The sequence below is a fragment of the Pseudomonas sp. CFBP 8758 genome (assembly GCF_014841725.1).
Classification (GTDB): Bacteria; Pseudomonadota; Gammaproteobacteria; order Pseudomonadales; family Pseudomonadaceae; genus Aquipseudomonas; species Aquipseudomonas baltica.
In genome coordinates this window covers 447,543-470,814 of record NZ_JACYUK010000003.1, presented here as the reverse complement: position 1 = coordinate 470,814, position 23,272 = coordinate 447,543, and the positions used below count along the sequence as shown (strand labels likewise).

Annotated in this window: 18 protein-coding genes; 9 read left to right on the top strand and 9 right to left on the bottom strand. The window is 64.7% G+C overall.

Annotated elements, in window-relative coordinates:
• Window positions 1-166: 166 nt before the first annotated feature.
• A complete protein-coding gene (locus IFT75_RS09015) occupies window positions 167-1,219 on the bottom strand; it encodes a LacI family DNA-binding transcriptional regulator (RefSeq protein WP_192054399.1) in 1,053 nt (350 codons plus the stop codon).
• Window positions 1,220-1,323: 104 nt separating this feature from the next.
• On the opposite strand from IFT75_RS09015, the gene IFT75_RS09010 reads away from it, so the two are divergent.
• From IFT75_RS09010 to IFT75_RS09000, 3 genes are all read left to right on the top strand, one after another.
• Window positions 1,324-2,841 carry an MFS transporter gene (locus IFT75_RS09010; RefSeq protein ID WP_342214322.1) on the top strand — a complete coding sequence of 506 codons (1,518 nt, stop codon included), beginning with the start codon at window positions 1,324-1,326 and terminating at the stop codon, window positions 2,839-2,841.
• An 85-nt stretch (window positions 2,842-2,926) separates the two neighbouring features.
• Window positions 2,927-4,288, top strand: coding sequence for an iron-containing redox enzyme family protein (locus IFT75_RS09005; RefSeq protein ID WP_192054397.1), 1,362 nt, complete (start codon window positions 2,927-2,929; stop codon window positions 4,286-4,288).
• 16 nt (window positions 4,289-4,304) lie between these two features.
• Window positions 4,305-5,270 carry a methyltransferase gene (locus tag IFT75_RS09000; RefSeq protein ID WP_192054395.1) on the top strand — a complete coding sequence of 322 codons (966 nt, stop codon included), beginning with the start codon at window positions 4,305-4,307 and terminating at the stop codon, window positions 5,268-5,270.
• Window positions 5,271-5,571: 301 nt separating this feature from the next.
• On the opposite strand, the gene IFT75_RS08995 is transcribed toward IFT75_RS09000, so the two are convergent.
• The 3 genes from IFT75_RS08995 to IFT75_RS08985 form a co-directional block, all read right to left on the bottom strand.
• A complete protein-coding gene (locus tag IFT75_RS08995; RefSeq protein WP_185793562.1) occupies window positions 5,572-6,342 on the bottom strand; it encodes a molybdopterin-dependent oxidoreductase in 771 nt (256 codons plus the stop codon).
• Entirely contained in the window at window positions 6,335-6,958 is a 624-nt protein-coding gene (locus tag IFT75_RS08990) for a cytochrome b/b6 domain-containing protein (protein WP_192054393.1), read from the bottom strand. Before IFT75_RS08990 ends, IFT75_RS08995 begins: the two co-directional genes overlap by 8 nt.
• Window positions 6,959-7,151: 193 nt before the next feature.
• Entirely contained in the window at window positions 7,152-7,757 is a 606-nt protein-coding gene (locus tag IFT75_RS08985) for a hypothetical protein (protein WP_192054513.1), read from the bottom strand.
• A gap of 222 nt (window positions 7,758-7,979) precedes the next feature.
• Here IFT75_RS08985 and IFT75_RS08980 point away from each other — a divergent pair, with 222 nt between their 5' ends.
• Both IFT75_RS08980 and IFT75_RS08975 read left to right on the top strand, forming a co-directional pair.
• A complete protein-coding gene (locus IFT75_RS08980) occupies window positions 7,980-8,675 on the top strand; it encodes a heavy metal response regulator transcription factor (protein ID WP_122478529.1) in 696 nt (231 codons plus the stop codon).
• A complete protein-coding gene (locus tag IFT75_RS08975; protein ID WP_192054391.1) occupies window positions 8,648-10,051 on the top strand; it encodes a heavy metal sensor histidine kinase in 1,404 nt (467 codons plus the stop codon). Before IFT75_RS08980 ends, IFT75_RS08975 begins: the two co-directional genes overlap by 28 nt.
• Before the next feature lie 7 nt (window positions 10,052-10,058).
• On the opposite strand, the gene IFT75_RS08970 is transcribed toward IFT75_RS08975, so the two are convergent.
• Window positions 10,059-10,643: a CGNR zinc finger domain-containing protein gene (locus tag IFT75_RS08970; RefSeq protein WP_122478533.1), complete on the bottom strand. Its 585-nt coding sequence runs from the start codon at window positions 10,641-10,643 to the stop codon at window positions 10,059-10,061.
• Window positions 10,644-10,736: 93 nt separating this feature from the next.
• On the opposite strand from IFT75_RS08970, the gene IFT75_RS08965 reads away from it, so the two are divergent.
• A complete protein-coding gene (locus IFT75_RS08965) occupies window positions 10,737-11,672 on the top strand; it encodes an alpha/beta fold hydrolase (RefSeq protein WP_192054389.1) in 936 nt (311 codons plus the stop codon).
• A gap of 95 nt (window positions 11,673-11,767) precedes the next feature.
• The gene (locus tag IFT75_RS08960; RefSeq protein ID WP_192054387.1) at window positions 11,768-12,262 is read left to right on the top strand and encodes a DUF1543 domain-containing protein; all 495 of its coding nucleotides are present in this window, start codon (window positions 11,768-11,770) and stop codon (window positions 12,260-12,262) included.
• 115 nt (window positions 12,263-12,377) lie between these two features.
• On the opposite strand, the gene IFT75_RS08955 is transcribed toward IFT75_RS08960, so the two are convergent.
• The 4 genes from IFT75_RS08955 to IFT75_RS08940 all read right to left on the bottom strand — a co-directional run bounded on the left by IFT75_RS08955 (window position 12,378) and on the right by IFT75_RS08940 (window position 17,082).
• Window positions 12,378-12,695, bottom strand: coding sequence for an isochorismate lyase (locus IFT75_RS08955; RefSeq protein WP_197975687.1), 318 nt, complete (start codon window positions 12,693-12,695; stop codon window positions 12,378-12,380).
• A gap of 58 nt (window positions 12,696-12,753) precedes the next feature.
• Window positions 12,754-13,980 (bottom strand): histidine decarboxylase, encoded by a 1,227-nt coding sequence (locus IFT75_RS08950; protein ID WP_192054385.1) that lies wholly within the window; start codon window positions 13,978-13,980, stop codon window positions 12,754-12,756.
• A gap of 62 nt (window positions 13,981-14,042) precedes the next feature.
• Window positions 14,043-15,878 carry a (2,3-dihydroxybenzoyl)adenylate synthase gene (locus IFT75_RS08945; protein WP_192054384.1) on the bottom strand — a complete coding sequence of 612 codons (1,836 nt, stop codon included), beginning with the start codon at window positions 15,876-15,878 and terminating at the stop codon, window positions 14,043-14,045.
• A gap of 28 nt (window positions 15,879-15,906) precedes the next feature.
• Window positions 15,907-17,082, bottom strand: coding sequence for an isochorismate synthase (locus IFT75_RS08940; protein WP_192054382.1), 1,176 nt, complete (start codon window positions 17,080-17,082; stop codon window positions 15,907-15,909).
• 117 nt (window positions 17,083-17,199) lie between these two features.
• Here IFT75_RS08940 and IFT75_RS08935 point away from each other — a divergent pair, with 117 nt between their 5' ends.
• Together IFT75_RS08935 and basC are read left to right on the top strand one after the other, a co-directional pair.
• Complete coding sequence (locus IFT75_RS08935; RefSeq protein WP_192054380.1) at window positions 17,200-21,558, top strand: amino acid adenylation domain-containing protein; 4,359 nt, start codon at window positions 17,200-17,202, stop codon at window positions 21,556-21,558.
• Window positions 21,559-21,619: 61 nt separating this feature from the next.
• The gene (gene basC, locus IFT75_RS08930) at window positions 21,620-22,939 is read left to right on the top strand and encodes a putative histamine N-monooxygenase (protein WP_185793572.1); all 1,320 of its coding nucleotides are present in this window, start codon (window positions 21,620-21,622) and stop codon (window positions 22,937-22,939) included.
• Window positions 22,940-23,272 lie beyond the last annotated feature (333 nt).

Below are 23,272 nucleotides of genomic sequence, written 5' to 3'. Positions count from 1 at the left end.
GTAAACCGACTCAACGGGTCTCATCGATCAGTGCATCGGCACGGGCCTTGACTTGCGGGCGCAGCGCTGTGCCAAAGCCAGGCACCGTGGGTACGTTACTGAAACCACTCCTTCAAATCGGTTTCGGTCGCTTCGGCAGACGCAGAGGACTTCCAGCGGTGCTGAATCAGAACACGGCGCGAGTGCTCTGTCGCTCGATGAGGGAGAAGCCGATATCGACGATCTCGGCAACCTGCTCGGGCTGCTGCAGACGGCGCAGCAACAGGTCAGCCGCACAGGCACCCAATTGCGCACCGTCAATGCGCACCGTGGACAAGGCCGGAAAGGTATGGCTGGCGAAGTTCATGTCGCCAAAGCCCATCACACCCAGTCGCTCGGGCACCGGCAAGCCACGCGCAGCCGCTTCGGTGAGCACGCCATGAGCGAGGGTGTCGGAGGTACAGACCACCATCAAGGGTGGCGTCTGCGGGGTTGGCCAATCGTCCTCGAGCAGCGCAGCGAGCCCGCGTCGCCCCTGTTCCAGGGTCGGCAAGCCGGCGAAAATCTGCTGCTGAACATCGCCGATGCCGGCTTGGGTGAGAGCATCGAGCAGACTCTGGGCACGGCGCAATCCACGCGGATCGTCCACCGCCAGCAGGGCAAATCGACGGTAGCCCAGTCGCAGCAGGCGTTGCGCGACCTCGCTGCCCACGCGTTCATGGGAAAAGCCCACCAGCATGTCGATGGGGTCGTCGGTCAGGTCCCAGGTCTCCACCACGGGTACAGCCGCGGCACGCAAGCGCGCGCGACTGGCCTGGGTGTGCAGGGTGCCGGTGAGGATGATGCCGTCGGGGCGTCGACTGAGGATGACGTCGAGCAGATGCTGCTCCTGTTCGCTCTGGTAACCGGAAACACCGAGCAGCACCTGGTAGCCTGCCTGCATGAGGCGTTCGTTGATCGCCTGGAAGGTGTCGGAGAACAGCGGGTTGGTGACCATCGGCAGGACCACGGCGACCAGGCGGCTGCGATTGCTCGCCAGGGAGCTGGCCAGGCGGTTCTGCACGTAGCCGGTCTGGACGATGGCCTGCTGAATCTTCAGTCGGGTTTCCTCGCGCACCGCATCCGGCGCGTTCAGATAACGCGAGACGGTCATCGGCGCCACACCGGCCAGACGCGCGACATCCACCAAGGTGATACCGCGGGTACTGCGTCCCTTGCTGCCCGGTTGCTTTGCCGTCATGGTGTGCCGCGTGCCTCAGCTTGCTTCAGGAACAATGGCGTGATGGTATCAGCGCGTGCCGGGCCGCTGCACCTGCGGCCCGTTCGATAATTCAAGGAAGTCCCGTGTCGTCGTCTCAATCTGCAAAACGCTGGTGGGTGCTGGTCGCGGTCATGATGGTGTTTCTGCCCGTGGTGCTGGACGTGACCATCCTGCACGTGGCGGTCCCCTCGCTGACCCTGGCGCTGCAGGCCACTGGCACCGAGGTGCTGTGGATCATCGATATCTACCCGTTGATCATGGCCAGCCTGCTGATCCCCATGGGTACCCTCGCCGATCGGATCGGCCATCGCCAGCTGTTGATCACCGGGTTGTGCATCTTCAGCCTCGGCTCGGTGCTTGCGGCGTTCTCGCCCAGCGTGGCCACTCTGATCGCCGCTCGGGCGTTCATGGCCTTCGGCTCGGCGATGATCATTCCCTGCACGTTGGCGATCATCCGCCAAACCTTCGACGACGAGCGCGAGCGGGCCCTGGCGCTGGGCGTCTGGGGTGCCACCGGCTCGGCAGGTGCGGCCATCGGGCCATTGGTGGGCGGCGCCCTGCTCGAGCATTTCTGGTGGGGCGCGGTGTTTCTGGTCAATGTGCCGGTGATGCTGGTGGTGATGCCGCTGGTGCTCAAGCATGTACCGCGCACCTCCATCACCGGCGACGGCAACTGGACCATCGGCCAGGCATTGATCCTGATGCTGGGTATCATGGCCACTGTCTATGCGCTCAAGTCCGGGTTCAAGCCCGGCAGCTCGGTGTTCGTCACCAGCGCCTCGGCACTGATCGGCCTGACCATGCTGGGCTGGTTCGGGCACAAGCAATTGCACGCCGCACGCCCCATGCTCGACCTCAGCCTGTTCCGCTCACCGGCGATCAGCGCAGGCGTGGTCATGGCGTTGGTGGTGATGGGCGCCCTGGCCGGGGTCGAATTGATGCTGGCCCAGGAGCTGCAATTCGTGCTCGGCCAGACACCGCTCCAGGCCGGCATGTTCCTCTTGCCGTTGATGATCGCCTCGGCGGTCGGCGGGCCCATGGCGGGTCTGCTGTTGCGTGCCATTGGCCTGCGCTGGGTCGGCAGTCTGTCGCTGGCTGCTGCCAGCGCCAGCCTGGCAGGGCTGGCCATGGCTGACCTGCACCACAGCGGATGGGCCGTGATCGGCCTGCTGGTGGTGCTGGGTCTGTCCCTGAGCATTGGCCTGACGGCATCGTCGGTGGCGATCATGAGCAGTACACCGCCGCACAAGGCCGGCTCGGCCGGCGCGCTCGAAGCCACCAGCTATGACCTGGGCACAGGGCTGGGCATCACCGGGTTCGGTATCGTCCTGGGCAGCGGCTACACCCGCTCCATCCAGCTGCCCGATGGGTTGCCCCCGGCAATCGCGGAGACGGCCCGGCATTCGATCGGTGAAACCATGAGCGCGGCGAAGGCGCTGGGTGGCCCGCAGGCTGCCGAGCTGGTCGCCGCTGGCCAAGCCGCGTTCAGCACGTCGCACAACCTGGTGCTGGGATCGGCAGCGACCTTGATCGGGGTTCTCAGCGTGGTGATCTGGGTGGCGCTGCATCGCCATGGGCACACCCACAGCCAAGCGGCGTGATCGGCGGGGGCGTTCGTCGGTCCAGGTGAATTTCTGCAGGCGGGCTCACTCGAAACCAGACACCAAAAACACGATGGGTGCTGTCATGATCCCGCTTGAATCCACTGGCCATCCGCATTCAGGGGCCAGGCCCGAGCGTACTGCCCTGCCGCTCTACCGGTCGCTACTCGACCAGCCCGACGCCACCGAGCCAGGACGGGCGAAGCAGTTTCTCGAAGAACAACTGGCGCTGGCGGCCGAGCTGCCCTGCCCGATGCCCTCGAACCCTGCGCAGCTGCTGCAGTGGGTGGCCGACAACGCCGCGGCGGTGGGTCGCCAGTATTCCGAGTATCTTGCCCTGCGCCACGCCGGCGCGCCCCGACGGTTTTTCAGCAACAAGGCCCACGCCCTGTATTTCCTGCAACAGGTGGCACCGAGCAAGCTGGTCGATGGCGCGTGGTTGTTCGGCACCGTCAAGCATGCGGCGGACTGGCGCTATCACGGCCTGATCCGCACCTACCTCGAAGAGTTGGGCGACGGTGACCCCTCACTCAACCACGTCACGCTGTACCGCGCGCTGTTGGCCGAGCACGACTGCCTGGCGACCCACGACCTGGCCGACGAGCTGTACCTGCAAGGCGCCATTCAGTTGGCCTTGGGCCAGGCCAGCGAGGACTTCCTGCCCGAGGTGATCGGCTACAACCTGGGCTACGAGCAACTGCCGCTGCACCTGCTGATCACTGCGTTCGAACTGAACGAGCTGGGCATCGACCCTTACTATTTCACCTTGCACGTGACCATCGACAACGCTGGCACTGGGCATGCCCACAAGGCGGTAGCGGCCGTGCTCGATCTGCTGCCGGGCGGTGCGGACAACGCTGCGTTTCTGCAGAGGCTGCGGGCAGGCTACAACCTCAACGACTTGGGTATCGGCTCTGCCGCAGTGATCGAGGGCTTCGATCTGGACCATGAGGTGGTGCAGATGCTGGAGCGCAAGCGCGGCTTTGGCCAGTACATGCATTCGGACTACTGCCGCCTCGAAGGCAGGACCGTCAACGAGTGGCTGGCCAAGCCGGGCCAGTGCGGCGCTTTTCTGACCGCGCTGGAAAACAAGGGCTGGATCAAGCGACACCAGGACCCCGAGGCCAGCCGTTTCTGGCAGATGCTCGATGGGCCGGGCGCGCCCATGTTCGGCGTGTTCAACGGTTACGAACGGCAGTTGCTCAAGGACTGGATCGCCGGCGATTGGCTGGACGATCAGTCCGGCGCCAGCAATCCGTTCAGGGCACGCTTTCGCCGGCGCGCACCCGCGGTCGCCATTGCGACCGGCACAGCCCGGCCTGCGGAACCGACCCAGGCACTGATTCGCAAGATGTCGCCGTCGCTGCACGCATCGCCCGAGGGGTTGGAAGCTACCCGGGCATTCACTCGGCGACTGAGCGAGGGAGCGCTGAGCCATGAATATTGAGGTACGAGGCTCTGACATGAACCAGGTGAACGCGTGCCCAACCGTCGAGGCCGCGGAACTGGACCAGGTGCTGCTCCAGCTGGGTCGCCGCTTGCAAGCAGATGGCTACCGCTTTGTGACGGTGACGCCGCTGACCCATCAGCGCAACAACGAGCGGCCTGACAACGCGATCGCCCGTGACCTGCGCGATGTGTTCGGCTGGAGTCGCCCGTTCGAATCCAACCTGTTACCCGAAGTGGAGACGGCGGCATTGCTGGAAAATGCCATTGTCAGCGAGCAGTCCGGGCTGCTGCGCAGCGAGGTGCGCTGGTCCAGCCTGGACGGGCAGTTGTTCGTTCACTCGGCCTATCCGACCGTCGCCCACGATTCGGTTTTCTTTGGGCCCGATACCTATCGTTTTGCACGGGCCATCGAGAAGCACCTGCACGAGTCCCGGCAGCCGATCCGCAGCGCGGTCGATATCGGTTGCGGCAGCGGCGCAGGGGCGATTCTGATTGCCCTGGCGCGCCGCGAAGCGCAGGTTCAGGCAGTGGATATCAATCCTGCGGCGTTGCGTTTCACTGCAGTCAATGCGGCACTGGCGGGCGTAGCCAATGTAGCGGCCTGGCACAGCGACGTGCTGCAGGGCACCCGCGGGGATTTCGATCTGATCGTTGCCAACCCTCCGTACATGCAGGATCCCCAGGCACGGGCGTATCGCGACGGCGGCGGCGAACTGGGGTCGGCCTTGTCGGTGCGCATCGCCAGCGAGGCGTTGGGTCGATTGGCGCCCGGCGGCAGTCTGCTGCTGTACACCGGCGCGCCGTCGGTGGCCGGCGTCGACTTGTTTCTGAGTCAGGTGCAACCACTGGTGGACGTACCAGGGTTTCAATGGACCTACGAAGAGGTGGACCCGGACGTATTCGGCGAAGAGCTGGAAACCCCCGGGTATCGCCAGGCCGAACGAATCGCCGCCGTGGTCCTCACCGTCACCAGAACCTGACCTTGCGATGATTTTGCAAAGCCCTGTAGCAGCGGCGCGAGCCGCGTCCGGGTTTACTGCGGTGTATCAGAGGGACCGCATTTACCGCCGACGCGGCTTGCGCCGCTGCTACAGGGGGATGCGCGCTTCCAGATGCCGCTGAACCCCTGTAGCAGCGGCGCGAGCCGCGTCCGGGTTTACTGCGCTGTGTCAGGGGGGCCGCATTTACCGCCGACGCGGCTTGCGCCGCTGCTACAGGGGGGGCGCGCTGCTAGATACCGCTGAACCCCTGTAGCAGCGGCGCGAGCCGCGTCGCGCGCGGCTAGATGCCGCTGAACCAGTTGTAGCCCTGGTCTTCCCAATAGCCGCCGGGATAATCGTTGCTGACGAAGATCTCGACGATGTGCTTGGGGTTCTTGAAGCCCAGCTTGGTCGGCACGCGAACCCGCAATGGGTAGCCATATTCGGGCGGCAGCGCAACCTCGCCATAGTCCAGGGCCAGGAGCGTCTGCGGGTGCAGGGCCGTGGGCATGTCCAGGCTCGAGTAGTAGCGGTCGGCGCACTTGAATCCGACGAATTTGGCTGTGGTATCGGCGCCAATGTGCTCGAGGAAGGTTTTCAACGGCACCCCGCCCCACTGGCCAATGGCGCTCCAGCCTTCGACGCAGATCAACCGGGTGATGTCCGTCTGCTGGGGCAGCTTGCGCAGACCTTCAAGTGTCCAGGCCGCCTTGTCGCGCACCAGGCCGGATACTGCCAAGGCGTAGCCCGATACGTCGATATCGGGGATGTCGTCCTCGCTGTAGAACGCGTTGAACGGGAACGGTTGGGTCATCTGCGCCTTGCTGTAGGTAGGCGCCAGACGCTGGCCGTTGAACAGCCAGGCTTGCACTCGATCGTTCCAGCGCGACATGGCCCAGAGCACCTTGTCGACCTGATCACCGTCCTGCAGATTGCAGCCGCTGAGCATCGCCATGGCGCCGACGGTGAGGCCGCCGCGCAGGAAATGTCGCCGCTGCAGGCTTTCGAGCTGGCTGCGCTGGGCCGGTTCCAGGATTATCGGAGCGACCCGGCGGGATTTGGGTTCATTCATGATCGGTCTTCCCGGTAGTCGAAGGCCTTACCCCGCCGGTGATCATCGGCGGCAGCGTCTTGGGCACCAGCAGCACCAGGGCCAGGTGCACCACTGTAAAGGCGCCGATGGCAGACATCGCGGCGAAATGGACGTAGCGGGCGAAATCGTAGCCGCCCAGCAGTGCTACCAGCTCCTGGAACTGGATGGGCTTCCAGATGGCTACCCCGGATACCAGAATCAGCACCCCGGCCGCCAGTACCAGCCAGTACATGAGGCGCTGCACCGCGTTGTAGACGCCCTTGTCATGGATCAGCCGCAAATGCAGGGCATCGCGCAGGTCGCGTTTGACCGCGCGGGGAGTGATCGGCAGCAAATCGCGCTTGAAGTGGCGGCTGATCAATCCGTAGAGGACGTAGACGAGGCCATTGATCACCAACAGCCACATCACCGCGAAATGCCAAGCTATCGCGCCACCCAGCCAACCACCCAGAGTGAACGAGGGCGGAAAACGGAACGCAAACAATGGAGAGGCGTTGTAGATGCCCCAGCCACTCATGAACATGCAGGTCATGCCGAAGGCATTGATCCAGTGGGTGAGGCGTACCGTCAGTGAATGTATGCGACGCACGGCCATCGAATGGCCCTCCCATGTCAAAGAAACACACGCCAATGACCGCTCCCACAAGTAAGAGGATGCATCTACCCCTGTGGGAGCGGGCTCTGCCCGCGAAAAGGACGCCGCGGTGGATCAGCCATACCGCGGTGCGCCTTTCGCGGGCAGAGACCCGCTCCCACATGAGAGCGGCGACGGACGTTCAAGACACAGGTTACATCGGTGGCTGGAAGCCATCCTTGCCTACTGCCACGCCACGGGCGGTCTTGCCGTCTTCGGCAGGGAACACGACGACCTTGGCGCCTTTCACCAGCTGCTCCGACTTGCCGGCTTCGACATAGGCGATCGGCACATCTTCAGGCACGACGACCTGCTTCTCGCCGCCCTTGTAGTTCACGGTCAAGGTCCGACCATTGGCCTGGGCCAGCTTGCCGACCGTGCCATTGGTCATGGTGCCGGTGGTACCGTCGGCGTTTTCCCAACCGTAGTGCCCTTCCCCGCTGCCCTTCAGGCTGGGTTCGAACACGGTCACTTCCAGCGCTTTCAGCGTGCCATCTGCCTGGGGAGTAGCCGCCGAGCCGATGAAGCTGTCAGCCTTGATCGAGTCGATGTTGGCCTTGGACACCAAGCGGATGCCGGTCTTGTCGGTCAGGCCGATGGTCTGGTGCGCGCCGCTGCGAGTGGTGAAAGACAAGGTGTTGTTGTCCAGGCCATCGACCGTGCCACGCATCGGCTTGACCACCGGCATGTCTGCAGCCGAAGCCATCACGGCGGCACTGAGCAGCAACGTGCCCAGAGTGGTCGACAGGGCAGTTTTGATCTTCATCGGTACGACTCCTTGCGGTAGGTGTGCACCCATCCTCGGCCACCAACCCGCACGCGCGCATGACCGCTCGATGACATTTCTGTCATTCGCGCGGCATGCGCCTCAATGACGGTAATGTAACCGACAGCGCCGCGCCGCTTGGTTAGACTGCGCTGTGCGAACCCACCCGCCACGAACCCTCCACGGCAACCGCGAACGCCCGAGCGAGCCTGATCGATGCACATCCTCTTGATCGAAGACGACACCAAGACCGGCGAGTACCTGAAAAAGGGCCTCGGCGAATCCGGCTACAACGTCGACTGGGCGCAGCACGGCGCCGATGGCTTGCACCTGGCCCTGGAGAATCCCTACGACCTGCTGGTGCTCGACGTCATGCTGCCCGGCATCGACGGCTTCCAGATCATGGAGGTGCTGCGCGCGCGGCAGAATGTACCGGTGCTGTTCCTGACCGCCCGCGACCAGTTGCAAGACCGCATTCGGGGCCTAGAGCTGGGCGCCGACGACTACTTGGTAAAGCCCTTTTCGTTCACCGAACTGCTGTTGCGCATTCGTACCATCCTGCGCCGCGGCGGCGCCCGTGAAGCCGATCGCTTCCACCTCGCCGACCTCGAACTGGACCTGCTGCGGCGCCGGGTGACGCGGCAACAGGAAGTGATCACCCTGACCAACAAGGAGTTCGCCCTGCTGCACCTGCTGCTGCGGCGCGAGGGCGACGTGCTCTCGCGCACCCAGATCGCCTCGGAGGTATGGGACATGAATTTCGACAGCGATACCAATGTGGTCGACGTTGCGGTCAAGCGCCTGCGCAGCAAGGTCGACCAGCCCTACCCGGTCAAGCTCATCCACACCGTGCGCGGCATCGGTTACGTCTGCGAGGTGCGGGCATGCGAAGCCGACGCCAACCTTCCCTGACCCTGCGCTCGACCCTGGCCTTCTCTCTGGTGGCCATGCTCACCGTGGCCGGCGCCGGCTGGTACCTGTACGAATCAATGAAAGCTTCGGTGCTGCAGCGCAGCGACAACGCCGTGCTCGGGCGGCTCGACCACTTTCGCAAACTGCTGCACTACGACCTGACCCTGGACAAGCTGTCGAGCAGCCCGCAGATCTTCCAGAACATGCTCGGCAGCGAAGACGACATCTTCGTCATTGCCGAGACCGGCCAGCCACCGGTGATTCAAGTCAACCCGCTGCACGCGACCCTGCCCTCCGTGCCTGCGGTCGCCCACGATGCGATTCCCGGCAGCGCCGACCTGCGCACAGGAATGGCACCCTCGGGCATACCCCTGCGGGCGGCGAGCGTATTGACCACCTCCGGTGGGCGCGAGGTGCAACTGACGGCGGCGCACATCATGGTCAAGGAGATGGTCATGCTCGGCGAGTTCCGCCAGCGGATCTACCTGGCCGTGGGCATGGCGTTCCTGCTCACCGCCTTGCTCGGCTTCGTGCTGCTGCGCCGCGGCTTGCGGCCGCTGCGCGAGATGGCGGCGCACGCCACCGACATCTCCCCGGCACGCCTGCACAGCCGCATGAGCAGCGACAACACGCCGGTCGAACTGCAGCAGTTGAGCGAAGCCTACAATGCCATGCTCGATCGCCTGGCCGAGGGCTACCAGCGGCTGAACCAATTTTCCGCAGACCTCGCCCACGAGATCCGCACCCCGGTGGGCTCGTTGATGGGGCACTGCCAGGTCGCCCTGCGCCAAGGCCGCAGTGCGGACGAATACCAGGCACTGCTGGCGTCGAATCTGGAGGAGCTGGAACGTATTTCCCGGATCGTCGAAAGCATCCTGTTCCTGGCGCGCGCCGACGACGCCCAGGCGGTGGTACAGCGCCAGCCGCTGCAGGTGCACGATGAACTGGAGCGAGTCACCGAGTATTTCGAAGGGCTCGCCGAAGAACGCAAGATCCGCCTGCTGATTTCCGGTGACGCCACCCTGCACGCCGACCCGCTGCTATTGCGACGGGCGTTGAGCAACCTGGTGGCCAACGCGATCCGCTACGCCGACCCGCACAGCGATGCCCTGATCAGCGTCGAGTCGGCAGAGGGGCAATGCGTGATCGTGGTAGAGAATCAGGGCCCTGCCCTGGAGCCTTCGGCGCTGGCCAGCCTGTTCGATCGTTTCTACCGAGGCGACGCTTCGCGCCAGCATAATTCGGACTCCAATGGCTTGGGACTGGCCATTGTCGCGGCGATCATGCAACTGCACGCCGGTGAGGCCAGCGTGACCCAACCCCAGCCCGGACGCATCCGCTTTGCGCTGCATTTCCCGGCGCCGGGAAGCGGCTGAAACAAGTCTATTCGGGCTTCTTCCTGGACCTAAACGCCGCCACTTTCATGCGATTGCCACAGGTCGCCATGCTGCACCAGCGGCGTCGATGCGACTTGCTCAGGTCGTGAAAGAACAGCACGCAGTCATGGGCTTCGCATTGCCGAACGAACTCGAATGTGTCCCCCGTGACCAGTCTGGCCAGAGCGTCGGCCACCGGCCACAGCAGGCTTGCCGAACCAGCATCCCTGGGCTGCACCGCGATGCGAAACGCCGGTGCCGCGCCATTCCACTGCAAGCCGCTGACAGGGCGCCCGGCCTCGAGAATCTGGTTGACCACTTCAGGGTCGGCTTCTTCCCCGGTCATCGCGGCGTTCACCAGTCCTTTGGCACACGCGCGCAGCGCAAGGGCCTGGGTCAATAGTCCGCGAGCAGTGTCCGCCTGGTCATGCCGCGCAGGCAGGCCAGCAGCGTCGAGCCACTTCAGTACGTCCTCGTCGTCGCGCAGGCAATCGTGCTGCTGATCGCCCACGCCGTATTGGGTATTGATGAAATCCAGAGCCAGGTTGTCGGCCACGAACAACGTGTCAGGAGCGATGGCGGTAAGATTCATGACGTCCTGTAACCCATAAAATTAGTTTGACAGGTTACCAGAATGCTCCGTAACCTTCAAACACACCAATCAAGGGTTACATCAGGAGCCGTCATGACCATTTCGAAATCCGCAGCCGCGCTTGCCGCTTCGCTGCTGACCAGCGCCGCGCCGAACGCCCATGCCGACCGCACGGTGCACTACCGTTACGAGCAGGTCGGCGATGTCAACGTGTTCTACCGAGAAGCCGGTGATCCGGGCGCGCCCACGGTGTTGCTGCTGCATGGCTTTGCCGCCTCTTCGTTCATGTTTCGCGACCTGATTCCGCAACTGGCCGACCGCTACCATGTGATCGCGCCGGATCTGCCTGCATTCGGCTTCACCGAAGCGCCCGCCCGGGGCGACTACGCCTATACCTTCAGCCAACTGGCGCAGACCATCGGCCAGTTCACCGAACAGCTCGAGCTGGACCGCTACGCGTTGATGGTCCACGACTACGGTGCTCCAGTGGGTTGGCGCCTGGCCGTGGCGCACCCCGAGCGCGTGAGTGCGATCATCTCGCAGAACGGCAACGCCTATGAGGAAGGTTTGGGCGCTGGTTGGGCACCCATCCAGACCTACTGGCGCGAGCCTACCCAAGAGCACCGCGATGCCTTGCGGGATTTTCCGACACCGGCTTCGATCAAATGGCAGTACCTGGAAGGGGTCAGCGACCCAAGCGCGGTTTCGCCGGACGGCTACACCCTGGAAGGCCTGCAGATCTCGCGGCCCGGCAATGCCGACATCCAGCTGGACCTGGTGCTGGATTACGCCTCCAACGTGGCGATGTACCCCACCTTTCAGGACTACTTCCGCCAGTACCAGCCGCCCCTGCTGGCCGTGTGGGGCGAGCATGACCCGTTCTTCCTTCCAGCCGGCGCCCAGGCCTGGAAGCGCGACTTGCCCCAGGCGGACATTCGCTTCTACGACACCGGCCACTTCGCCCTGGAAACCCATGGCCGGGAGATTATTCCGGTGATCCGCGAATTCCTCGACAAGAACGTTCGTTGAGGGGGCGGTGCCGACTGCCCCATTCAGCGAGACGGCGTTGAGCAATGAGTGGCAGGATGCTGTCGTACCAGCACCCCACTCGAGGACCCCGACCCATGCTCTACGTCGTTCTGCTTGGCGGCAAGCACCCCAAGGCGCGCATCGAAGTGCACGATATCGCCTGCGCCGTTGCCGATTCGCTCGAAGCGACTTACCCGCAGCTGAGGGCAGACTGGTTCGGCAGTCAGAAAGGTTTGCACGTCGATGCCTGGATGGCGGTGGACGGGGTCGAACAGTGGAAGGTCGAGTTCAGCCCGCTGGCGCCTGGCGCCGGCATGCCGCGGCTGTATGTGATCAATCTTGGTGGCTACGAGGCGCAGTCGTTCGGCGAAGCACACCACTACCTGCTGGTGGTGGCGCACACGGCGCGCGATGCCAAGAGCTGCGCCCGTCGCCAGTGCCTCGAACACTGGCGCCAGCCTCACACCGACGCCGTCTTGGACGTGGACGATTGCGTGCCGATCGACCAGGTCGGCGGTCGTTACGTGCACCTGGTCGAGGGGCCCCACCAAGGCATTCAACAGCGCAACGAATACATCGTGCTGCCATAGAACATCAGGCGGACCGCAGCGCCTTCTTCGCGGGCAGAGCCCGCTCCCACAGAACATCGAACCCCGCCCCCCTTGTGGGAGCGGGCTCTGCCCGCGAAGAGGGCGCCGCGGTGGATCAGGCGCTGGACGCTCGGGTCGTGCGCCAGTGGGCGATCTGCTGCTGGATGTTCCAGTGGATGATCCGTTCGAACAGTGCCTCGGTGAACGCCGGGTCGAAGCTTGCCAAAGCGGCCCATTCCAGGCGCTGTTCGAGCATGGCAGCAACTCGCTCGGGTGCCGGAATCGATTGCTCGCTGGGTTTGAACTGCGCTGCGGCCTTGACGTACTGCAAACGCTGCACCAGGGCGTCGAAGATCTGCCGGTCGTGCCAGTCGATGCCGCAACGGATGTCTTCCAGGTTGGCACAGTCCTGGGGTGTGGGTGGCTGATTCAAGATGGTCTCCCTCGTTCTTCAGGTGGAATGGGCAACGTGTCACGCCATGAGCCGGTCATCACCGCCCGTCGAGCCTGGCTCCGCCGCCCCAGGACGTGCTGCGTGGCGGCAGTTGGGTGTTCGCGTGCCAGCTTCGCTGCAAGGTGGCGCGCCAGGCCTCCGGACGCGCCTCGGCGATCACCTCGTCGATCAGCGCATCGATGACCCGGGTGTCGCTGTGATGCGGCGTGGTGATCAGGTGCGCGGTATCACCCGAGGTGGCCAGGCCGTACTTGCGGGCAATGCCCGGCGAGGGGCAGGGAAACACCACAGTGATGGAGTTCGGGTTGCGCCACGCGTCGATTCCGCCGGCACGCAACCGATTGACCGCGTATTGGGCGCTCTTCAGGCTGTGCGCGACCCGGCGGCGCCACTGGGCTGGCGAATGGGTGCGCAGCGCCGCCCACATGATCATCGGCGTGTGGCCGTTGCGCGAACCGCTGATGGTCTTGTCGCTCGCCGAAATGTAGTCCACCTCCACCGAGATGCGCTCGACGTTCCTGCGTTTGGCCACGACGATGCCGCAGGGAATCGGCGAGCCGATCATCTTGTGCCCGGATACGCAGATCGAATCGATACCAGCGGCAAAGGTGAACGGCTGCGGCGTATCCACGAACGGCAGAATCATCCCGCTCAGCGCGGCATCGGCGTGCAGGTAGTAGTCGCGCCGCGCAATACCGGCCTGTTGCAGACGCGCCTGGATGATGGCGATATCGTCGACGGCGCCGCGCATGGTCGTGCCGATGTTGGCGAAGATGATCGGGTGCCTTTCCCCGTCCGCTGCGATCTTCGCCAGCAAGTCGTCATAGTCGATCTCACCATTGGGCAGCGCGTCCACGGCGCGGCATTTGATGCGCAGCAGCTTGACGATCTTGGCCACCGAATAGTGGGTGTCCCGCGAATAGTACAAGGTGCCATCGGGAAACAGCTCCCGTGCCAGGTAGCAACCGAACATGTTGCCCTCGGTGCCGCCGTTGGTGACATAGCCCCAGCTGTCCTCGCGGCGAATGTCGAACAGGTCGGCGAAGTACGCCATGACGTCTTTTTCGAAGTCGAAGGAGTTGAGCACGTAGTTGCTGTGTTCGCCCCAGTCGCCGCAATTGTTGATGGAAAAGCGCAGGAAGCGCTCCAGCGTGCTGTAGTCGAAATCGGCATTTTCCGGGTAGCCAATATTGAAGAATTGATGCTCCAGGCAGTGTCGCCAGAAATCATCGAGTCGAGCGGTGTCGGCAGTAGACAATGTCATCGTGGATCCTTTCTGGAATGACCAGGCGAGCCGCACTGCGCCGGCACGGCTCGCCGTTTGAATCAGGCAGCTTTCTGACGGCTCTCGACCAGTGCCCACCAGTTGGCCAGGGTCGGTTCGGTGGCCAGTTCCTCGAAGCTCACGGCCACGCCGCGCTCCTTGAGCTCGGCCGCCAGGCGCATCACCTGGAGGGAATCCAGCCCGTAGAAAATCAGATTCTCCTGAGGGTCGAGGGCGTCACCGTCCTCGATCAGTTGCAGCAGACGTGTCTGCAGCCAGCTGCGGTTGTCTTCCACCGCCAGCAGCTGGCGCAGCCGCTTCTTGTCGATCTTGCCCACGGCCGTCAACGGCATGCTCGGGATCATCCGAATGCGATCGGGCAACTTGTATTCGGCGATGCCCAGCGCCAGCAGGTGACGGCGCAGCGCGGGCGCCTTGAGCGTCGGATCGCGGCTGACCACGAACGCGCAGCTCTTCTCGCCCAGGGCCTGGTCCGGCATTGCCACCAGCCCGGCATGGGTCACGTCCGGGTGCAGCACGATGAGGTTTTCGATCTCTTCGGAAGCGATCTTCTCGCCACCACGATTGACCTGATCCTTGATACGGCCGACCACGCGCAGATCACCGCTGGGCAGGCGCTGCACCAGGTCGCCGGAATAGTAATAGCCCTGTTCGTCGAACGCCTGGGCGTTCTGCTCCGGGCTGTTGTAATAGCCGCAGAAGGTATACGGGCCTCGGGTGGCGAGCATTCCCGTCTCGCCGGTGGGCACCTCGGCGCCCTGCTCGTCGACGATCCGGATTTCATCGCCGAGGCTGACCGGACGCCCCTGGGTGGTGAACACCTGCTCGTCGCTGTCGTCCAGCCGGGTGTAGTTGATCAACCCTTCGGCCATGCCGAATACCTGCTGCAACTGGCAGCCCAGCACCGCCGGCACCTGGCGCGCCAACGAGTCGGCGAACACCGCGCCGCCCACTTGCAGGTAGCGCAGCGATTGCAGCTGCGGGCGGTGCTGAGGCGCGGCCTGCAGCCACAGGGCCACGGCACTGGGCACCAGGGCCACGGTGTTGACCGTGTGCCGCTGGATGAGCGCGAAGCACGCGGCCGGCTCGGGGTTGTCGGCCATGATCACGCAGCCACCGGCGTGAAACACGCCCAGCGCGCCTGGCGAGCTGAGCAGGAAATTGTGCGCGGCCGGCAGGGCACACAGAAAGCGTGTCTGTGTCGTAAGGGAGCAGACTTCGGCGCAGGCGCGCGCGTTGTAGTGGTAGTCGTTGTGGGTACGCGGGATCAATTTGGGCGTGCCGGTGCTGCCCCCGGACAACTGGAACAGGGCCACTTCATCGGCGGCTGTGGGCGCGTAGGCGACCTGCTCGGTGGCCGGCGTCTCGAGCCATTGGGCGAGGCTGTGCTGGTTACGCGAATCGCCCAGAAACAGAGCGACCCGAGGCTGGGCCGTCGCTTGTTCGAACAGGCTTTCATAGCTGTCATCGCGAAACACTTCGTGCTCGCGCGAGGCGATCAACAATTGCGGCGACAGCTGCTTGACGTACGCCCCCAGCTCCAGCTTGCGGTGGCTGAACAACGCGTTGAGCGGCACGATGCCGGCCTTGAACAAGGCAAACAATACAATGTAGAACTCGGCAATGTTGGGCAGCTGGACCAGCGCCGCATCGCCGCGGCCCAGGCCGCGCGCAGCCAGGCGCGAGGCCAGGTTGGACGAAAGGCGGTCAAGCTCGGCGTAGGTGAAGCTGCGCTCGCCACAGATGATTGCCGGTGCGTCGGGTTGTGCCTTGCAGCGCTCTTCGAGGATCCGCGTCAGTGGCCGGTCGAGCCAGTAGCCGAGGTCGCGGTAGGCCTGGGCACGGTCCTGTGGCCAGCGGGTGAATTCGATAGTCATGGTTTCACTCGTCATGAGGAAGGGGAAATCACGCGTGCAGTCCGCACGCCTGGAGCATGGTGCGCAGCTTGGTCTGGACCTCGGCCCATTCCGCCGCCGGTTGCGAGGCTTCGACGATGCCGGCGCCGGCGAACAGCCTGACCCGCGGGCCTGAAACCGTGCCGCAGCGAATGGTCACGACCCATTCGCCGTTGCCCTGGGCGTCGCACCAGCCGACCATTCCGGTGAACAGGCCGCGCTCGGTGGGTTCGACGAAACGAATCAGACGCCGCGCCAATTCGGTGGGGAAACCGCACACGGCAGGCGTGGGATGCAGGCGACAGGCCAGTTGCAGGGCCGACACCGAGGGGTCGGCAAGGGTGCCTTCGATGCGCGTCGACAGGTGCCAGAGGGTCGGGGTGCTGATCAGCGAAGGCCGCGGCGGTACGTCCAGCCGGGTGCACAGCTCGCTGACCCGCGCGGCGATGTCTGCGGTGACGAAGCCATGCTCGTAGTGGTCCTTGTCCGATTCGGACAACCACTGGGCATTGCGTCGATCGGCGTCGGCATCGGTCAGTCGCTTGGCCGAACCGGCCAGCGGATTGGAAACGAACGAGGCGCCGTGCTTGCGCACCAGCAACTCGGGGCTCACGCCCAGCAGGGTGGCGCCGTCGGCCATGGGCACGCGAAAGTGATAACCGCTCGGGTTCTGCACCCGCAGGTTATGGGCCAGGGCATTCACGTCGATGGCCTGGCTGAACACCAGTTCGCGCTGCACCGACAGCACCGCCTTGCGCACGTCGCTGTAGCCGAAGTTGGCCACGGCGTGCTCGACCGAGCGCATGAACGCGTGCTGGTCGGGCAGGTTGCGCTGCTCCAGCAACGACGGCATGGGGCTCGGCGTACCCGCCCCGCCCGGCTCCAAGTCGTGCCACTGCGCCTGCTCCGGAACGTAGAGGCACGACGCTTCGGACGGGTCGAAGGGAATCGCACCGACCACCATCGGCACGGCCTGCCCGGCCTTTCGCGCCTGCTCGAAAGCGCGCTGGATGGCTTGCTGGAAGCGACCCTGCGCGTCCTGCCCGCCCACCGCCGGAGTCTCGATGCGCTGTGCCAGCCCGCGGGCACGCAACTCGCGCTGACCCGACATGAACGAAAAATTGTCATCTTGCACAACGTGTTGCACGTCTTGCGGCGCAGTCGCCCTGACGATGGCTGATCTCATCTGAGGTGTCGCCTCCCTGCCCTGGAATGTAAGTTTTAATTGCGAATGTGAATGATTATTGTTTCTAATGGTGACGACATAAACGGAACGTTGTCAATCATGTGAGACGAGTGAGCCATGCGAGAGTTAACTTCGATGCAAGCCGCCTGCTGGATCGGGCGTACTGCTCATGCGGCCTTGGGGAGCGTGTCAGCTCACCTGTACGCCGAGTTCGATGGCGCTGGAATCGACCTCGAACGCCTGCGCTCGGCGCTGCAAGATGCCTGTAGCCGTCACCCCATGCTGCGCCTGCGGGTCAGCCCCGAGGGCTTGCAACACACCCCGCCAACGGCGCGCGGGCCGGCGCTTGAAGTCGACGACTTGAGCGATCTGCCGGCCGTGCAATTGCAACAGGCGCTACAGCGCAAACGCGAAGCCTGGACCCATCAGCAGCTGGATCTGGTAGACGTCGGCGGGCTGCGCGTGGGCGTCAGCCTGCTGCCCGAGAATCGCTTCCGCCTGCACGTCGACAGCGACATGATCGCCATCGACCCGTCCAGTTTTCCCACGCTGATGGAAGACCTGGCCGTCGGTTACGAAGCACCCGAGCAGCCGGCTTCGACGCCGCCGACGTTTTTCCAGTGGCTGGACACCTTGCGGGCAGACCCTGCGGTGAAGGCTGCCCGCGACCGCGATCGCCACTGGTGGCGCCAGCGCCTGGACCACATCGCGCCCGCCCCAACCCTGCCCCTGCTCGAATCAAGCGCAGCGCAGCCGCACAGCCAGCGCCTGCATACCTGGCTCGACGCCGGGCACTACCAGGCCCTGCAGAAGCTGGCGCGGGAGCGCCGACTGACCCTGTCCAGCCTGATGCTGGGGCTGTTCGCGTCGGTGCTGGGCGAGCGCACCGGCGATCCACGCTTTCGCCTCAATGTCCCCAGCTTCTGGCGCGCGCCGGTGCAGCCCCAGGTGCAGGGCATCATCGGCGAATTCGCCAACGTGCTGATCGTCGACGTGGAGATGGCCGACGCCAGCAGTCCCGCGACTCTGTGCCGACAGCTGGGTGACAGCCTGATCCAGGCCCTGGAGCACTGCGCCTATTCCGGCGTCGACCTGATGCGCGACCTGTCGCGGCATACGGGCTCGGCGCAACTGGCGCCGGTGGTCTTCACCGCTGCGTTGGAGCGCAGCAAGGGCGAGCTGTTCTCCGAACGTGTGCGGCGGGCGTTCGGCCCGATGAACTGGGTGATCTCCCAAGGTCCGCAGGTGGCCCTGGACGTTCAGGTCGCTCACATCGACGAAGGGCTTTCGATCAACTGGGATATCCGTGTCGATGCCCTGCCGCTGGCCTGGGTGTCCCCTCTGTTCGAGCGCTTCGTCGCGCGGGTGCAAGCGGTTGCCGCCGATCCGACCCGCCTGGATCAACCCCTGTCGTCGCCGCCGGCCCGACGCCCGTTGAACGCTTTGCAGCAGGCCTACCTGCTGGGGCGCGGCGCGCACATGCCGCTGGGCGGCGTGGCCATGCAGGAATTTCGCGAATACCGCGGGCACATCGACACAGCCGTGCTGCGTGCCCGCCTGGCCGACATGGTCCGGCGCCACCCGAGCCTGCGTACCCACATCGATGCCCAGCGCTGCGTGCAGTACGTCAGCGATGTGGCCGAGCCCCATCTGGATGAAATCGACCTGCGCCACTTGCCCCTGAGCGATGGCCTGCGCGAGGTGGAAGAGCGCCGCGAAGCTTACGCACATGCCGTGTTCGGCCTGCACGCGGCGCCGTGGAACGTCACGCTGTTCGAACTGGCGCAGGACCAGCACGTCGTGTTCGTGCGCATGGACGCCCTGATTGTGGACGGCCACTCCATCGCAGCGTTGCTGGTGGAGTTGTTCACCGGCACGCCCGAGCAGCCCTCGGCAGCAGCGGCCCCGCTGCCAGCACCGGCCGCGAACGAGCAACGCAAGGCAGACATGGCCTACTGGCGCGAGAAGCTTGCGGCGGTCAGCGGGCCGCCCTGCCTGCCGTGGAAACGACCGCTTGCCCAGGCTGGTCCGTCTCGCTACCAACGGCAGAGTCTGCAGGTGCCCCAATCGCGCTTTGCAGCGCTGAGCCGACGGGCCGCACAACAGCGCCTGTTCAAGAATTCCGCACTGATGGCGGTGGTTCTGGAAGTGCTCTCGCACTGGCTCGACGAGGGCGATCTGTGCGTCGCCCTGCCGGTCGCGCCAACCCGCAGCGCCGACCTGGCCAACCACTCGAGCTTTATCGCCATCAACTGGATTGCCGATCGGCGCCCGTTCACCGAACGTGCCAAGGCGCTGCAGGTGGATGTGCTGGAGGGACTGCAGCACCTGGCGTATTCCGGGGTCGACCTGACTCGTTTGCTGTTCGAGCGCCACGGCCCGGGGCCGGTGTTGCCGGTGGTGATCACCAGCGGCCTGTCGTGGCCGGTGACGCCAGCCGACAGCGCCATGGGCCTGCACGGCGGGCTGACCCAGACGCCGCAGGTGGCCATGGACATTCGCCTGTCGACCGACGCCCAAGGCTCGCTGCGGGTCGATATCGACTATGCCCACGAGGTCATGGATTCGGCGCAAGTCAGCGACATTCTGCGCATGCTGGACGACGCCATCAGCCAGATCGCCGCCCACGACAGCTTCACCCTGGAAACGGCGCCGCTGCTCGACACCGCCCACTATCGCCGCAACAGCCCCGAGCGCGATGCCTGCCAGGCACCTTTCCTGGCCCACATCGCCGAGCAGGTTTTCGATGCCGACAACACCCGCACTGCACTCATCTGCGGATCCCGGCGGCTGAGCTACGCCGAACTGGGCAACGGCGTGGCGCGGGTGATCGCCGCCTTGCAGGCCCGAGGCCTCACGCGCGGTCACGTGGTCGCGATCTGTCTGCCCCGCAGCCCGGAGCACACGATGCTGACGCTGGCCTGCGCGCTGACAGGTGTGATCTGGGTGCCCATCGATGCTCAAGCACCCGAGCAACGCCGCCGCTACCTGCTGGACAACTGCCAACCTGATCTGGTCGTACTGGCCGATCTCGAACCCATCGAACAGCCAATGGCCATCATGGCCGAGCTGCTCGCCAAGCACGCGCCCTTCCCCGTGTCGTTGCCCGATTTTTCCCTGAGTGAAGCGCCCGCCTATTATCTGTACACCTCGGGGACCACGGGCCAACCCAAATGCGTGGTGCTGAACAACCGCGCGACCGCCAACGTCATCGGCAGCACGCTGGCGCGGTGGCAAGTCAGCCAGAACGACGTGCTCATGTCAGTGACGCCGCTGCACCACGACATGTCGCTGTTCGACGTCTTCGGCAGCCTCAGCGCCGGAGCCACGCTGGTGCTGCCGGCGGTGAACGAGGACAAGGACGCGGTGCGTTGGAACCAGTTGATCGCCGAGCATCGGGTCAGCCTCTGGTGTTCGGTACCAGCGATCGTGGAAATGCTCCTGGCCGGTCGCGGCGAGCATGACCTGCGCAGCCTGCGCCTGATCGCCCAGGGTGGCGACTACATCAAGCCGGTGGTGATCGCCCAGTTGCGCGAATGCCTGCCGCACGCCCGCCTGATCTCCCTGGGCGGGCCCACCGAAACCACCATCTGGAGCATCTGGCACGAGATCGGCAACGACGACCGCACGCTGATTCCCTACGGCGAGCCGTTGCCGGGCAACCGTTATCTGCTGCTCGATGACCACGGCCGGCATTGCCCGCCGGGCGTTGTGGGGCGTATCCACACCGCGGGCGTGAACCTGGCGCTCGGTTATCTGGAAGGCGGCGAATACACGCAGACCGATTTCATCACGGTCGGCGATGAACAGGGCCACCCGATCAGGGCCTTTCGCAGCGGCGACCGCGGACGCTACCGGAGCGATGGCACCCTGCTCTTCGACAGCCGGGTCAACGGCTATGTGAAAGTGCGCGGCGTGCGCGTCTCGCTGCCCGATGTCGAGAAGGTCCTGAGCAACCATCCTGCGCTGTGCCAGGTGCTGGTAGTGGATTACCAGGACTCCAGCCAGGGCGAAACCAACCTCGGCGTGCTGTACGTGAGCGCTGCCGGCATGCCGCCAGTCAGCGTCGTCCAAGTGCGCAATTACGCCCGCGAACACCTGCAGCCTTCGCACCTGCCAACGCGCCTGCTGGCCGTCAACCAGCTGCCGCTGTCGCAGAACGGCAAGGTCGACCGCCGGCAGGCACGCGCGCTGCTCGCCGTACCGGCCACCGAGTCGTCGCCGGCTGCCGACACGCTGGCGCTGTCCGTGCTGCAGGTCTACCTGAGCGTGTTGGGCCGCCCGGCGCAGCATGCCGACGACGTTACCACCCACTTCATCAGCCTGGGCTTGCGACCACAGCACCTGAAAGCCATTGCGGCCGGGCTACGCGAGCGTTTCGCAGTGACGTTGTCGCCCGGCCAGCTACTGCAGTGCCGCAATGCCCACGACGTGCAGCGCCTGCTCGCCAAGAGCGCAGCCACGTTGACCGACTGAATCGAATGCGGCGCCCTGCAACGGCGTCGCGCCCACCCGACAATGCTCATGGAGAGACGGGATGACGGATGTAACGACGATAGACATTGCAGGCATAGGCATCGGCCCGTTCAATCTGGGCCTGGCCGCGCTGCTCGATGGCCACCCCGAGGTGAGTCATCTGTTCCTGGAACGCAAGAGCGAGTTTCGCTGGCACGAAGGCCTGCTCCTTCCCGGCACCACCTTGCAGGTGCCCTTTCTGGCGGACCTGGTGACCATGGCCGATCCAACCCACCCTTTGAGCTACCTCAATTACCTGCATCACCACGATCGGCTGCACGCGTTCTATTACTACGACAACTTCCAGGTACCTCGGCTGGAATACGACCACTACTGCCGCTGGGCAGCCCAGCGCCTGGGTGCCTGCCGTTTCGACGAGGAAGTCTGCGAGGTGACCCATGACGCCGACACCCAGCGTTTCCTGATCCAGAGCCAGTCGATCTCGGGGTTCAAGCGTCAATACCGCAGCCGACACCTGGCCGTAGGCATCGGCACCCAGCCCCTGCTGCCCCAGTGGGCACAGGTCAGGAGCACTGCGCCGATCATGCACTCGGCGCAATTCGGCAAACGTCAGGCGGAACTGGCCGAGTGCCGGCAGGTTACCGTCATCGGTTCCGGGCAAAGCGCAGCGGAATGTGTACTGGCACTGTTCAGCGAACTGACGCCGGCGCGGGTCGCGGCAGGCGCCTCGATCCGCTGGATCACGCGCTCGCCGGGCTTTCATCCGATGGAGTACTCAAAGCTGGGCCAGGAATGCTTCACCCCTGCCTATATGGACTACTTCCATAGTCTGGCGCCCGAGCGACGGCGCGAAGTGGTTGCCGGGCAAGGGTTGCTGTACAAGGGCATCAGTTTTTCGACCATCGGCGCCTTGTACGACCTGATCTACGAGCGCTCCATCGGCGGGCGTGACCCAGGGCTGACCTTGCTGTCGAACTGCGAGGTGCAGCGTGTGGAGGATGTTCACGGCGCACTGCGTATCGCCTACCGGCACCGTGAACTGGACCAGACCGGCACGCTCGAAGCGGACGCCATCGTTGCGGCGACCGGTTACCGGCACACCTGGCCGCAGTGGTTCGAACGGCTCAAGGACACACTGCTGGACACCGACAGCTATGGTGACTGCGTGGTGCAGGCGGATTTCACCGCGCGCCGCCGTGACGACGGCGCCGGCAAGATCTTCATCCAGAACGCGGAAATCTTTCAGCACGGCGTCGGCTCACCCGACCTGGGCATCGCCCCGACGCGCAACGCCACCATCGTCAACCAACTGCTGGGGCGCGCCCGCTACCGACTGCCAAAACGCTCGTCGTTCCAGCGCTACGGCATGCATCAGGACTGAACCGCGCCATCGCGCCCCTCCGTAGGAGCGGTCCGTGGCCGCGAAAAGGACACCGCGGTCAGCCTGACACACCGCAGTGAACCCTTCGCGGCCGATGACCGCTCCTACAGGGAGTCGCGCTACATCCGTAGGAGCGGTCCGTGGCCCCGAAAAGGACACCGCGGTCAGCCTGACACACCGCGGTGAACCCTTCGCGGCCGATGACCGCTCCCACAGGGAATCGCACTACATCCGTAGGAACGGTCAGTGGCCGCGAAAAGGACACCGCGGTCCGCCTGACACACCGGAGTGAACCCTTCGCGGCCGGTGACCGCTCCCACAGGGAATCGCACA